This window comes from Pseudomonas fluorescens (genome assembly GCF_019212185.1).
Classification (GTDB): Bacteria; Pseudomonadota; Gammaproteobacteria; order Pseudomonadales; family Pseudomonadaceae; genus Aquipseudomonas.
In genome coordinates this window covers 4,297,826-4,311,364 of record NZ_CP078138.1, presented here as the reverse complement: position 1 = coordinate 4,311,364, position 13,539 = coordinate 4,297,826, and the positions used below count along the sequence as shown (strand labels likewise).

At 62.6% G+C, this 13,539-nt stretch carries 11 protein-coding genes; all 11 read left to right on the top strand.

Annotation, left to right across the window (positions count from 1 at the left end; genetic code table 11):
• Positions 1-146 precede the first annotated feature (146 nt).
• Positions 147-1,157 carry an aspartate-semialdehyde dehydrogenase gene (locus KW062_RS19135; protein WP_027616069.1) on the top strand — a complete coding sequence of 337 codons (1,011 nt, stop codon included), beginning with the start codon at positions 147-149 and terminating at the stop codon, positions 1,155-1,157.
• Between the two features lie 196 nt (positions 1,158-1,353).
• Positions 1,354-4,269, top strand: a complete 2,916-nt coding sequence (locus KW062_RS19130) for a FimV/HubP family polar landmark protein (protein WP_105755270.1) — start codon at positions 1,354-1,356, stop codon at positions 4,267-4,269.
• A gap of 159 nt (positions 4,270-4,428) precedes the next feature.
• Positions 4,429-5,253 carry a tRNA pseudouridine(38-40) synthase TruA gene (gene truA / locus KW062_RS19125; RefSeq protein WP_027616071.1) on the top strand — a complete coding sequence of 275 codons (825 nt, stop codon included), beginning with the start codon at positions 4,429-4,431 and terminating at the stop codon, positions 5,251-5,253.
• Between the two features lie 63 nt (positions 5,254-5,316).
• Positions 5,317-5,940, top strand: coding sequence for a phosphoribosylanthranilate isomerase (locus KW062_RS19120; protein WP_105755272.1), 624 nt, complete (start codon positions 5,317-5,319; stop codon positions 5,938-5,940).
• A gap of 274 nt (positions 5,941-6,214) precedes the next feature.
• Positions 6,215-7,135, top strand: a complete 921-nt coding sequence (accD, locus tag KW062_RS19115) for an acetyl-CoA carboxylase, carboxyltransferase subunit beta (protein WP_027616073.1) — start codon at positions 6,215-6,217, stop codon at positions 7,133-7,135.
• Entirely contained in the window at positions 7,132-8,439 is a 1,308-nt protein-coding gene (gene folC, locus KW062_RS19110; protein WP_105755273.1) for a bifunctional tetrahydrofolate synthase/dihydrofolate synthase, read from the top strand. Before accD ends, folC begins: the two co-directional genes overlap by 4 nt.
• Complete coding sequence (locus tag KW062_RS19105) at positions 8,423-9,082, top strand: SPOR domain-containing protein (RefSeq protein ID WP_105755274.1); 660 nt, start codon at positions 8,423-8,425, stop codon at positions 9,080-9,082. Before folC ends, KW062_RS19105 begins: the two co-directional genes overlap by 17 nt.
• Before the next feature lie 98 nt (positions 9,083-9,180).
• The gene (locus KW062_RS19100) at positions 9,181-9,741 is read left to right on the top strand and encodes a CvpA family protein (RefSeq protein WP_105755275.1); all 561 of its coding nucleotides are present in this window, start codon (positions 9,181-9,183) and stop codon (positions 9,739-9,741) included.
• A gap of 41 nt (positions 9,742-9,782) precedes the next feature.
• A complete protein-coding gene (gene purF, locus KW062_RS19095; RefSeq protein ID WP_027616077.1) occupies positions 9,783-11,288 on the top strand; it encodes an amidophosphoribosyltransferase in 1,506 nt (501 codons plus the stop codon).
• Positions 11,289-11,364: 76 nt separating this feature from the next.
• Positions 11,365-12,576: an O-succinylhomoserine sulfhydrylase gene (locus KW062_RS19090; protein WP_027616078.1), complete on the top strand. Its 1,212-nt coding sequence runs from the start codon at positions 11,365-11,367 to the stop codon at positions 12,574-12,576.
• A complete protein-coding gene (locus KW062_RS19085) occupies positions 12,573-13,349 on the top strand; it encodes an SDR family oxidoreductase (RefSeq protein ID WP_105755276.1) in 777 nt (258 codons plus the stop codon). Before KW062_RS19090 ends, KW062_RS19085 begins: the two co-directional genes overlap by 4 nt.
• Positions 13,350-13,539: the final 190 nt, after the last annotated feature.

The window sequence follows — 13,539 nt, the reverse complement described above, 5'->3', positions numbered from 1 at the left end:
GTAGGAGCGAGCCTGCTCGCGAAGAATGCTCAGGCACCGCGTTAATTCTGGATGAGCGCGGTGGCCCCCAGAGACGCCACATAAATTGCCTGCATGCCACCCACCCGGTAAAGTGCCGCTCCCCCCGTTTCGCCTGAGGTAGAACCATGAGCCAGACCCTTGATATCGCCGTTGTCGGCGCCACCGGTACGGTCGGCGAAACCCTCGTGCAGATCCTCGAGGAGCGTGATTTTCCGGTGGGCACCTTGCACCTGTTGGCCAGCAGCGAGTCGGCCGGCAGTTCGGTGTTGTACCGGGGCAAGAACGTGCGGGTGCGGGAGGTCGATGAGTTTGATTTCGCCAAGGTCCAGTTGGTGTTTTTCGCCGCTGGTCCCGCGGCTACCCTGAGCTTTGCGCCACGGGCGACGGCGGCGGGGTGCGCGCTGATCGATCTGTCTGGCGCCTTGCCGGCAGAACAGGCGCCGCAGGTGGTGCCCGAGGCCAACGCCGAGGTGCTGGCCGGCTTGAAACAACCGTTTCAGATCAGCAGCCCGAGTAGCGCCGCGACACTCCTGGCGGTGGTGCTGGCGCCACTGCGTCAGTTGCTCGATCTGCGGCGGGTCAGCGTCACTGCCAGTCTGGCGGTTTCGGCTCTGGGCCGGGAAGGGGTGACCGAGTTGGCGCGGCAGACCGCCGAGTTGCTCAACGCGCGGCCATTGGAGCCACGGTTCTTTGACCGGCAGATGGCGTTCAACCTGCTGGCACAGGTCGGTACCCCGGACGCGCAGGGCCATACCCTGCTGGAAAAACGCCTGGTGCGCGAACTGCGTGAGGTCTTGGCGCAGCCAGCGCTGAAAATTTCCGCGAACTGCATTCAAGCCCCGGTGTTTTTTGGCGATAGCCTGAGCGTGACCCTGGAATCCTCGCGGTCGGTCGACCTGGCGGCAGTCAACGCAGCCTTGGAAGCGGGCGAGGGTATCGAACTGGTGGACGCTGGCGATTACCCGACCCCGGTCGGTGACGCGGTGGGCCAGGATGTGGTCTACGTAGGCCGGGTTCGTCACGGAGTCGACGAGCCGTCGGAACTTAATCTGTGGCTGACGTCAGATAACGTGCGCAAAGGGGCCGCGCTGAACGCGGTTCAGGTGGCCGAATTGTTGATAAAACGCCTTGTGTAAAAGATACTTGGCAACAATTTGTCGAATGATTTCAACTCGACGCTATGCTTGCACACGGGCCGCCATGCGCGGCCTGTACAGACACTCGTGACTTAATCGCGCACGGACTCATCCGAGGCTCGTGCGCTATGCCTTTTGGCAGCGACAAATAACACCTTCTCGCTGGCCGAGGAATGTTCAAACAAAGGAAGAGGCTATGGTTCAAGTTCGCAAACTGGTGTTAGCAATAGCGGCCGCCTCGGCGCTGTCCTCCGGTATGGCGCATGCCCTTGGGCTCGGGGAACTGACCCTGAAGTCGACCCTGAACCAGCCGTTGGTGGCCGAGATCGAGTTGCTCGATGTCAAGGACCTCACGGCGGCGGAAGTAGTGCCAAGCCTGGCCTCGGCTGACGATTTCGCCAAGGCGGGCGTGGATCGCCAGGCCTTCCTCAACGATCTGACCTTCACCCCGGTGCTCAATGCCAGCGGCAAGAGCGTACTGCGGGTAACGTCCAGCCAGCCATTGTCCGAACCCATGGTGAAATTCCTGGTGCAGGTCATGTGGCCCAATGGCCGCCTGCTGCGTGACTACAGCGTTTTGCTCGACCCGTCGAAGTTCTCGCCGGAGACGGCCGATGCCGCCGCGCAAACCGCCCCGGCCATCAATGCGCCGGTGACTGGCTCGACTGCCCAGCACGTCACCGCGCCGCGTGACACCCTGTGGGAAATCGCCGCCAAGGCACGCAACGGTGGCTCGATCCAACAGACCATGTTGGCGATACAGGCACTGAACCCCGACGCCTTTATCGACGGCAACATCAACCGCTTGAAGGCTGGCGCGGTCCTGCGCCTGCCGGATGCAACGCAGAGCACCAGCCTTGCGCAATCCCAGGCCATTGCCCAGGTCGCCGCTCAGAATAAGGCCTGGCGCGAGGGGCGTCGCTACGTGCCGCCTCAGGCGCAGCAACTCGATGCGACGGGCCGCGCTCGCCAGCCAGCGCCGGCATCCGGCGCGGCTCGGGACAATTTGAGCCTGGTATCGGCCGAGTCCGGCAAGAAAGCCGGCAAAGGCGCGGTGGGCGACAGCAAGGGTATCGGCAACCAACTGGCGGTTACCCAGGAAAGCCTCGACACCACCCGTCGTGACAACGCCGAACTGAAAAGCCGCATGGCCGACCTGCAGAGCCAGATGGACAAGCTGCAGCGTTTGATCGAGCTGAAGAACAACCAGTTGGCCAAGTTGCAAGCCGAGAGCGGCGCGCCGGCGGACGCCAGCACCGAACCGGCGGCAGCCATGCCGGCGGAATTGGCGGCCCAGCCAGCAACTACGTCAACCGAGCCTGCCCCGACGCCGGCCGCTGAAGTGCCGCCAGCGACACCGGCCGAGGTGCCTGCCAAACAGACGCCGGAACAAACCTACAACGAACTGCTGACCAATCCACTGCTGATGGGCCTGGTCGGTGGCGGCGCAGTGCTGCTGGCGCTGCTGTTGTTGCTGTTGGCGCGCCGACGCAAGGCCCAGCAGGAAGCCGAGAAACACCTGCGCATGGCCAAGGCGCTGGCGGAAGAGCCCGCCTTCGCCGAGGACCTGGAACTGCCGGAAAACAGCTTCGAAGGTCTTGAAGTGGCAGAGCCGGCACCCAAGCTGGTGACCCCGTCGGTGGTCACTGAGGAGACGGTTGCACCTGTCGCGCCAGCTCCGGCAGCGGTGGTCACCCCGGCAGTGGCCTCGGTGGTCATGACCGCGCCCATCGCCGCACCGCTGGTTTCGCCGGCCGGCGAGCGTTCCGGCGACCTGCTCGACCACGTGCAGACGCATATCGACGAAGGTCGTTTGAATCAGGCCGTCAGCTTGCTCGAGGAAGGCATCCAGCAAGAGCCGCAGCGCAGCGATCTGCGCCTCAAGCTCATGGAAGTCCATGGCTTGCAGGGCGATCGCGATGCGTTCGTGGTCCAGGAGCGCCAGCTGATCGCCAATGGCGATAACTTCGCCAAGGTCGAGGAACTGAAAGGTCGTTTCCCGGCCATGGCCGCCGCAGCCATAGTGGGCGGGATTGCCGCTGCTGCGGCTACCGCCGAACTGGATGCCCAGTATGTGAAGGAACTGATGCTGGATCAGCCTGAAGCCCCCGCAGCGGAGCCTGAAGTGGCCAGCGTCAGTGAAGAAGATTTCGACGCCGCGTTTGACCTCGATCTGGATCAACCCGAGGTGCCTGAAGAGCTGCCGCAAGCAGCGCCTGTCGCCGATACCGCTGCATTGGACGAGGATTTCGACGCGGCGTTTGACCTCGATCTGGATCAGCCTGTGGTGACTGAAGAGCTGCCGCAGGTGGCCACGGAGTCCACGCCACCTCTCGACGTGGCTGCGCTGGACTCAGACTTCGACGCTGCCTTCGATCTCGACCTCGATCAACCTGAAGTCGCCCAGGAGCCAGCTGTTGCCGAGGCCGTGGTGGCGGATGAGGACTTCGATGCCGCCTTCGACCTCGATCTGGATCAACTGGAGGCGGTGTCGCCGACAGTGGTTGCCTCTGCGCCTGTCGCTGACCTTGAAGACTTTCCGCTGGAAGACGACCTGAGCGTCGACTCGGCCTTGCAGCAGACAGAGGTCACCGACACGGTAGGCGAACTGGCTGATTTCGATCTCGACCTGGCGGGCGATGTGCCCGAGGCGACCCTGGCTGCAGACGAGGCGGTACTGAGTCTGGATGATCAACCGGTAGCCGAGGCGCCTGTCAGCGACGAGCCGACGCCGGACGACCTGGACCTGCCGGCCGACTTCGACCTGTCCCTGGCCGATGAAATGCTCGCACCTGGCAAATCGGATGATTTCATCGCTGATCTGGATGACATGCACGACGAGCTGGATCGTTTTTCCGCGGATCTGCAAGACCCGCCGATCAGCGAGCCGAGCTTCACCGCTGATGATTTGGCGCTGGCGATGGACGGTGATGAGGAATCGTTCGATTTCCTCGCCGGCACCGACGAGGTCGCGACCAAGCTTGACCTGGCCCAGGCCTACCTGGACATGGGTGACCAGGACGGCGCGCGGGATATTCTTGGTGAAGTGATCAGCGAAGGCAGTGAAGGTCAGAAAAACGAAGCCAGGGAGATGCTCGCACGCCTGGCGTGATGATCGTTTCTTACGGTGAATGAAAAAACGGCAGCCCCTGAAGGCTGCCGTTTTTGTTGGGGCGGCTGGCATCCCGGCATGAGCGCCTTATAATGCCCGCCTTTGCGTCTATCAGCAGGCTGTTACCCCTTGGCAAATATTGATAACCCGGCTGCCGAAATGGCCGCCGAAGGCTTTTTCCGCATCGCCCTGGGCGTTGAATACAAGGGTTCGCGCTATCGCGGCTGGCAGCGTCAGGCGTCCGGTGTGCCTACGGTGCAGCTGGCCCTGGAGAATGCCCTGTCGAAAGTGGCGGACTCGCCCGTGTCCTTGCACTGTGCGGGACGGACTGACGCTGGCGTGCACGCCTGTGGCCAGGTGGTGCATTTCGACACCCAGGTCGAGCGCTCGATGAAAGCCTGGGTCATGGGCGCCAACATCAACCTGCCCCACGACATCAGCGTCAGTTGGGCCAAGGTCATGCCGGCGCATTTTCACGCCCGCTTCAAGGCGATCGCCCGGCGTTATCGCTATGTGATCTATAACGATCAGATTCGCCCGGCGCACCTCAACGAAGAAATTACCTGGAACCATCGTCCGCTGGATGTCGAGCGCATGGCCGAGGCCGCGCAGTATCTGCTGGGCGTACATGACTTCAGCGCGTTTCGCGCGGGGCAGTGCCAGGCCAAGTCGCCGATCAAGGAAATCCACCACCTGCGCGTCACCCGCCACGGCAAGATGATCGTGCTGGACATCCGTGCCAGCGCTTTCCTGCACCATATGGTGCGCAACATTGCCGGCGTGCTGATGACCATCGGTACCGGCGAGCGTCCGGTGGAGTGGGCCAAAGAGGTGTTGGAAAGCCGCGTGCGGCGCACCGGCGGGGTCACGGCCCATCCTTACGGGCTGTATCTGGTGCAGGTGGAGTATCGCGATGAGTTTGCGCTGCCGGAGCGTTATATCGGCCCGCATTTCCTAACCGGATTCTCGGAACTTGACGGCTGACGCCTGCGAATGCATTTGCTACCATCCGGGACTTTCCCCGATTTGCACTGAGGTTCCAACGACATGCCAGCCGTTCGCAGCAAAATTTGCGGGATTACCCGCATAGAAGACGCGCTGGCAGCGGTCGAGGCGGGAGCCGATGCGATCGGCCTGGTGTTTTATGCCAAGAGTCCGCGGGCGGTCACGGTACAGCAGGCGCGGGCGATCATTGCCGCGTTGCCACCGTTCGTGACCACCGTAGGTCTGTTCGTCAACGCCAGTCGTTGTGAGCTGGGCGAGATTCTCGATGCGGTGTCCCTGGACCTGCTGCAGTTCCATGGCGATGAAGCGGCCGATTTCTGCGAAAGCTGGCACCGTCCCTATATCAAGGCCCTGCGGGTCAAGGCCGGCGATGACATCGCCGCCGCCTGCAATGCTTACCCAAGTGCCAGCGGCGTCTTGCTTGATGCCTATGTCGAAGGTGTGCCCGGTGGAACCGGCGAGGCCTTTGACTGGTCATTGATACCGCCGGGCTTGAGCAAGCCGATCATTCTCGCTGGCGGCCTTACGCCGGCCAACGTTGCCGAGGCCATTGCGCGGGTCCGGCCTTATGCGGTGGATGTCAGCGGTGGGGTGGAGCAGGGCAAGGGCATCAAGGATCACGCGAGAATTCGCGCATTTATGCAGGCTGTGCGCGGTAGCGCGTGATGATGTGACGGCTGGCAGTCTGCCGCCGTCCACTGCATGGTACAAAATCCGCGCTGCATACAGCAGGCGGGCGCCGCCCTCGGGTGGGCCGAAACCGAAGTGGCAACCGCGCAGCGCCGGTTGTCTGGATGGCTGAGGGTCGAGTGCGTTGCAGGCAGGTCGCGTACCGACCCCGCAACGAACCGATCATCGCCGCACACATGAATTTAGCTCAAGGGCATACGCGGGGCTGCGAACCAGAGCGTTCGGGCCGCCGGTACTGGAGAAAGAAAGCATGAGCAACTGGTTAGTAGACAAACTGATCCCTTCGATCATGCGTTCCGAGGTGAAGAAAAGCTCGGTGCCTGAAGGTCTGTGGCACAAATGCCCATCCTGCGAGGCGGTGCTGTACCGTCCGGAGCTGGAAAAAACCCTGGATGTTTGCCCTAAGTGCAACCACCACATGCGTATCGGCGCCCGTGCGCGGATCGATATCTTCCTCGACGCCGAAGGCCGTGCCGAACTGGGCGCCGACCTGGAGCCAGTGGACCGCCTGAAGTTCCGTGACGGCAAGAAGTACAAGGACCGCCTGACCGCGGCACAGAAGCAGACTGGCGAGAAAGACGCGCTGGTCTCCATGAGCGGCACCCTGCTGGGCATGCCGGTCGTGGTTTCGGCGTTCGAGTTCTCCTTCATGGGCGGTTCGATGGGCGCCATCGTCGGCGAGCGTTTCGTGCGCGCGGCCAACTACGCCCTGGAGCACCGTTGCCCAATGATCTGCTTCGCCGCTTCCGGCGGTGCGCGGATGCAGGAAGCGCTGATCTCGCTGATGCAAATGGCCAAGACCTCCGCGGTGCTGGCGCGTCTGCGCGAAGAGGGCATTCCGTTTATCTCGGTACTGACCGACCCAGTCTACGGCGGCGTTTCCGCCAGCCTGGCAATGCTGGGTGACGTGATCGTCGGCGAGCCAAAAGCGCTGATCGGCTTTGCCGGCCCGCGCGTGATCGAGCAGACCGTGCGTGAAAAACTGCCGGAAGGCTTCCAGCGCAGCGAGTTCCTGCTGGAGCACGGCGCCATCGACATGATCGTCCCGCGCGCCGAACTGCGTCCGCGCCTGGGCAACCTGCTGGCGCAAATGATGGGCCTGCCGACCCCGGTATTCGTGGCTGCACCCATCGAGCCAATCGTGGTTCCACCGGCACCTGCCAACCTATGACCGATCGTACCCTTGGCGAATGGCTCGCCTACCTTGAGCAACTGCATCCGTCCGCCATCGACATGGGGCTTGCGCGCTCGCAAGAGGTAGCCTCCCGCATGGGATTGGGCAAGCCGGCGCCTCGGGTGATCACGGTCACCGGCACCAACGGCAAGGGTTCCACCTGTGCGTTCGTGGCTTCGTTGCTGCGTGCGCAGGGCCTGAACGTCGGTGTCTACAATTCTCCGCACCTGCTGCATTACAACGAGCGGGTGCAGGTCAATGGCGTACAAGCCAGTGACGCCCAGCTGTGCGAGGCCTTTGCTGCGGTAGAGGCCGGTCGCGGCGAGACCACCCTGACTTACTTCGAAATGGGCACCCTGGCGGCGTTCTGGCTGTTCCAGCGTGCCGGGCTCGATGCGGTGGTTCTCGAAGTCGGCTTGGGCGGGCGTCTGGACACGGTCAATCTGGTGGACGCCGATATCGCACTGGTCACCAGCATTGGCGTCGATCACGCCGACTACCTGGGCAATACCCGAGAATCCGTGGCCTTCGAAAAGGCCGGGATTTTCCGTCAGGGCGCTCCGGCGCTGTGCGGCGACCTCAATCCCCCGCAACCGCTGCTGGACAAGGCGCGCGAACTGGCGTGCCCGTTCTTCCTGCGTGGCCGCGACTTCGATCTGGGCATGACCGAGCAACACTGGCAATGGCGCGGTGTCGATGCAAAGGGCCAGCCGATTGAGTTGCATGATCTGCCGTTGCTCGACCTGCCGATGGAAAACGCCGCCCTGGCGCTGCAGGCCTATGCACTGTTGGGCCTGCCGTGGGTTCCTGAGCAATTGGCGGCCGCACTGACGGCGACCAAGGTCATCGGTCGCCTGGATCGGCGCCAGTTCACCTGGCACGGCAAGCGCCTGAGCCTGATGCTCGACGTTGGTCACAACCCGCATGCTGCGCAATATCTGGCGCAACGTCTGGCCAGTCGGCCGGTAGCGGGTCGGCGCCTGGCGGTGTTCGGCTTGCTGGCCGACAAGGACCTGGATGGCGTAGTCAGCGAGCTGAATGCCAGCGTCGCGCATTGGGCGGTTGCCCCCCTCGATTCTGCGCGCGCGCGTCCGGTAGCGGATTTGCACGCAGCGTTGCAGAACCTTGGCGCTTCAGTGAGTTCCTATGCCAGCGTGGCCGAGGCCCTGGAAGGGCAGAGCGCGCAGGCGACTGCAGATGACGAGATTCTGCTGTTCGGATCATTTTATTGTGTCGCCGAGGCCCTTGAATGGCTGGCTCGGCGCTCCACGGAGGAAGCGGCAGATGGCATTGCTGGATAACGCGTACAAGCAGCGGATGGTCGGCGCCCTGGTATTGGTGGCGCTGGCGGTGATTTTCCTGCCGATGCTGTTTTCCCGGGAAGACGAGCAGCGCCAGGTGGTGGTCCAGGCCCCGGCAGCCCCGCAGGCACCCGTGATGCCGCAAGTGCAGGTCGAGCCGGTGGTGGTGCCTGAACCGCAAGCCTTGCCGCAGGAGCCTGTACCGAGCGATGACGAGATCGCCATCGGTGATACGGTGCCGCCAACTCCAAGTACGCCAGCGGCTGCCCCGAGCGCTCCGATCGCGCCGGCACCCGTGGTGGCCAAAACCGTCACACCGCCAGCGCCGAAGCCGGCACCGGCTCCCGCACCGGTCGCCACGGCCAAGCCTGACACCACCCAGAGCCGGGTCGATGCCAACGGCCTGTCTGTCAGCTGGTCAGTGCAGCTGGCAAGCCTGTCGAACCGGGAAAGCGCCGAAAGCCTGCAGAAAACCCTGCGCAGCCAAGGCTATAACGCCTACATCCGCACCGCAGACGGCAAGAATCGGGTGTTTGTCGGGCCGCTGATCGAGCGCGCTGAAGCCGACCGCTTGCGCGACGTGCTGAATCGCAAGCAGAACCTCAAGGGCTTTGTGGTGCGCTTCCAGCCCGAGCGTGGCTGAAACTATCGTTCCAATGTGAAATGCAGTGAAAATCGCAGCTTACCGATAGCCATGGGCTCTGCTAAAATGCGCCGCCTTATCCGTCTGTAGGCTGTACTGTGCCATTTACCTGGGTTGACTGGGCGATCGTTGCAATCATCGCCATCTCCGCTTTGATCAGTCTGAGCCGCGGCTTCGTAAAGGAAGCACTATCGCTGGTGACCTGGATCATCGCAGGAGTCGTTGCCTGGATGTTTGGTGGCTCACTGTCCGAGTACCTCGCCGGATACATCGAAACTCCGTCGGCCCGCGTCATTGCGGGCTGTGCCATCCTGTTTGTCGCGACCCTCGTGGTTGGCGCCATGATCAATTATCTTATCGGCGAACTGATTCGCGTCACCGGCCTCTCCGGGACCGATCGTTTCCTCGGCATGGCCTTCGGCGCGGCGCGTGGCGCGTTGCTGGTGGTCACCGCTGTCGGGCTATTGAGCCTGGGCCCGGTACAGCAGGATGCCTGGTGGCAGGAGTCGAGGCTCGTGCCACAATTTCTATTGGTTGCAGACTGGTCCAAAAACCTCATATTGGGGTGGAGCAGTCAGTGGCTGGCCAGCGGTATCAGCGTACCCGCTGAATTACCGTTCAAGGAGCACCTCTTGCCGACGGCGAAAACGCCGCAGTGAGTCGTGTTCAGTTCAGTTTCATTAAGTAGGGGTTGCGTCGCATGTGTGGCATCGTCGGTATCGTCGGTAAGTCGAACGTCAATCAGGCGCTGTATGACGCGCTAACCGTCCTCCAGCACCGCGGCCAGGACGCTGCCGGTATTGTGACCAGCCACGATGGCCGGTTATTCCTGCGCAAGGACAATGGCCTGGTACGTGACGTGTTTCAGCAGCGTCACATGCAGCGCCTGGTCGGTCAGATGGGCATTGGTCATGTGCGTTATCCGACCGCTGGTAGCTCGACTTCGGCCGAAGCTCAACCGTTTTACGTCAACTCGCCGTATGGCATCACTCTGGCGCACAACGGCAACCTGACCAACGTTGAACAGCTGGCCAAGGAGATTTACGAATCTGACCTGCGCCACGTCAACACCAGCTCCGACTCGGAAGTCCTGCTCAACGTGTTCGCTCACGAACTGGCCCAGCGCGGCAAGTTGCAGCCAACCGAAGAAGACGTGTTCGCCGCCGTGACCGACGTGCACAACCGTTGCGTCGGTGGTTACGCGGTCGTGGCCATGATCACCGGCTACGGCATCGTCGGTTTCCGTGACCCGCACGGCATCCGCCCGATCGTGTTCGGCCAGCGTCACACCGACGAAGGCGTCGAGTACATGATCGCCTCGGAAAGCGTTTCCCTGGACGTGCTGGGCTTCACCCTGATTCGCGACCTGGCGCCAGGCGAAGCGGTCTACATCACTGAAGACGGCAAGTTGCACACCCGTCAGTGCGCGACCAACCCGTCCCTGACCCCGTGCATCTTCGAACACGTCTACCTGGCGCGTCCGGATTCGATCATCGATGGCGTATCGGTCTACAAGGCCCGTCTGCGCATGGGTGAGAAGCTGGCCGAGAAGATCCTGCGCGAGCGTCCTGAACACGACATCGACGTGGTCATCCCGATCCCGGACACCAGCCGCACCGCAGCCCTGGAGCTGGCGAACCACCTGGGCGTGAAATTCCGCGAAGGTTTCGTCAAGAACCGCTATATCGGCCGGACCTTCATCATGCCGGGCCAGGCGGCACGGAAAAAATCCGTACGCCAGAAGCTCAACGCCATCGAGCTGGAATTCCGCGGCAAGAACGTGATGCTGGTGGACGACTCGATCGTGCGCGGCACCACCTGCAAGCAGATCATCCAGATGGCTCGCGAAGCGGGTGCCAAGAACGTCTACTTCTGCTCCGCGGCACCGGCCGTTCGCTACCCGAACGTGTACGGCATCGACATGCCAAGCGCCCACGAGCTGATTGCCCACAACCGTTCGACTCAGGACGTGGCCGACCTGATTGGTGCCGACTGGCTGATTTATCAGGACCTGCCTGACTTGATCGAAGCGGTCGGTGGCGGCAAGATCAAGATCGAGCAGTTCGATTGCGCAGTGTTTGACGGCAAGTACGTCACCGGCGACGTCGACGAGGCGTACCTGAACAAGATCGAGCAGGCGCGTAACGATGCCTCCAAGGTCAAGACCCAGGCGGTCAGTGCGATCATCGATCTGTACAACAACTGAGTAAATGCCGGCCCCGAGGGGCCGGTTTTTGTATCTACCAAAGACCTTTTTCAAGAGCAGGGCAAGGAGTGACAGCATGAGTCAGGATTGGGATGCCGGTCGGCTGGACAGCGACCTCGAAGGCGTAGCGTTCGATACCCTGGCCGTACGTGCCGGTCAGCACCGTACGCCGGAAGGTGAGCACGGTGATCCGATGTTCTTCACCTCCAGCTACGTATTCCGCACGGCCGCCGACGCCGCCGCGCGGTTTGCTGGCGAAGTGCCGGGCAACGTTTACTCGCGCTACACCAACCCCACCGTGCGCGCTTTCGAAGAGCGCATAGCTGCGCTGGAAGGCGCCGAGCAGGCTGTGGCCACCGCGACCGGCATGGCCGCGATCATGGCGGTGGTCATGAGCCTGTGCAGCGCCGGCGATCACGTGCTGGTTTCGCGCAGCGTGTTTGGCTCGACCATCAGCCTGTTCGAAAAGTACTTCAAGCGCTTCGGTATCGAAGTCGACTACGTGCCCCTGGCCGACCTGTCCGGCTGGGATGCGGCCATCAAGGCCAATACCAAACTGCTGTTCGTCGAATCGCCATCCAATCCCCTGGCCGAGCTGGTGGATATTGCCGCGCTGTCGGAAGTGGCCCATGCCAAGGGCGCGATGCTGGTGGTCGACAATTGCTTCTGCACCCCGGCCTTGCAGCAGCCGCTGAAGCTGGGCGCCGACGTGGTGGTGCATTCGGCGACCAAGTTCATCGACGGCCAGGGTCGTTGCATGGGCGGCGTAGTCGCTGGTCGCAGCGAGCAGATGAAAGAAGTGGTTGGCTTCCTGCGTACCGCCGGGCCGACCCTTAGCCCGTTCAACGCCTGGATTTTCCTCAAAGGTCTGGAGACGCTGAACCTGCGGATGAAGGCGCACTGCGCCAACGCCCAGCAACTGGCCGAATGGCTGGAGCAGCAGGACGGTATCGAGAAAGTCCACTACGCCGGCCTCAAGAGCCATCCGCAGCACGAACTGGCCCAGCGCCAGCAGAAAGGCTTCGGCGCCGTGGTGAGTTTCGAGGTCAAGGGCGGTAAAGAGGGCGCCTGGCGCTTTATCGATGCGACCCGGCTGATCTCGATCACCGCTAACCTGGGCGACAGCAAGACCACCATCACCCACCCGAGCACCACCTCCCACGGCCGTCTGGCGCCACAGGAGCGGGAAGCGGCGGGGATCCGTGACAGCCTGATCCGGATTGCCGTGGGCCTGGAAGATGTGGCCGACCTGCAAGCCGACCTGGCGCGCGGGCTGGCTGCCTTGTGATCGAGTTGTTCGCGCCGATCAGCGGCGCCAACGGCCGGGTCGCCCTGGTCACCGGTGCTGCTCGCGGCATCGGTCTGGGTATCGCTGCCTGGTTGATCAGCGAAGGTTGGCAGGTGGTGCTGACCGATCTCGATCGTGAGCGTGGCTCCAAAGTCGCCAAGGCCTTGGGCGAACATGCCTGGTTCATCACCATGGACGTGGCCGACGAGGAGCAGGTGACCCGTGGCGTGGCCGAGGTGCTGGGGCAGTTCGGCCGCCTCGATGCATTGGTGTGCAATGCGGCGGTTGCCGAGCCGCGCAACATCACCCTGGAAAGTCTCGACCTGGCGTACTGGAACCGCGTTCTGGCGGTCAATCTCAGTGGGCCGATGTTGTTGGCCAAGCACTGCGCGCCGTACCTGCGGGCGCATAACGGGGCCATCGTCAACCTGGCATCGACCCGTGCCGGGCAGTCGGAGCCGGACACCGAGGCCTACGCGGCGAGCAAGGGCGGTCTGCTGGCCCTGACCCACGCGCTGGCGATCAGCCTTGGCCCGGAGATTCGGGTCAACGCGGTCAGCCCGGGGTGGATCGACGCCCGTGATCCCTCTGCACGCCGCGCCGAACCCCTCAGCGACGCCGACCACGCCCAGCATCCAGCGGGCAGGGTAGGCACAGTTGAAGACGTGGCGGCGATGGTGGCCTGGCTGCTGTCGAGAAATGCCAGTTTCGTCACTGGGCAAGAGTTTGTGGTCGACGGCGGCATGACCAAGAAAATGATTTACAGCGACTAATTCAATCGCAAACAGGCTCGCTCCCGCATTCGAAATACATTCAACGGTAGGAGTGAGCCCGCTCGCGAAAGCGGCCCAACGGTCATGGCCCCCTTTGCGCCATGCACAAATCCGCCTTTTTCAGAAAAACTTCAATCCTGCTATTGACTTAGCTTCGGTATCTGCGTAAATTTCGCGGCCTCGGAGAAGC

Bases quoted from the DNA above. Each gene is read 5' to 3' on its own strand.
- folC (WP_105755273.1), top strand. From the start codon at position 7,132: ATGACCGATCGTACCCTTGGCGAATGGCTCGCCTACCTTGAGCAACTG.
- truA (WP_027616071.1), top strand. From the start codon at position 4,429: ATGGCCGCCGAAGGCTTTTTCCGCATCGCCCTGGGCGTTGAATACAAG.
- accD (WP_027616073.1), top strand. From the start codon at position 6,215: ATGAGCAACTGGTTAGTAGACAAACTGATCCCTTCGATCATGCGTTCC.
- KW062_RS19090 (WP_027616078.1), top strand. From the start codon at position 11,365: ATGAGTCAGGATTGGGATGCCGGTCGGCTGGACAGCGACCTCGAAGGC.
- purF (WP_027616077.1), top strand. From the start codon at position 9,783: ATGTGTGGCATCGTCGGTATCGTCGGTAAGTCGAACGTCAATCAGGCG.
- KW062_RS19135 (WP_027616069.1), top strand. From the start codon at position 147: ATGAGCCAGACCCTTGATATCGCCGTTGTCGGCGCCACCGGTACGGTC.
- KW062_RS19105 (WP_105755274.1), top strand. From the start codon at position 8,423: ATGGCATTGCTGGATAACGCGTACAAGCAGCGGATGGTCGGCGCCCTG.
- KW062_RS19130 (WP_105755270.1), top strand. From the start codon at position 1,354: ATGGTTCAAGTTCGCAAACTGGTGTTAGCAATAGCGGCCGCCTCGGCG.
- KW062_RS19120 (WP_105755272.1), top strand. From the start codon at position 5,317: ATGCCAGCCGTTCGCAGCAAAATTTGCGGGATTACCCGCATAGAAGAC.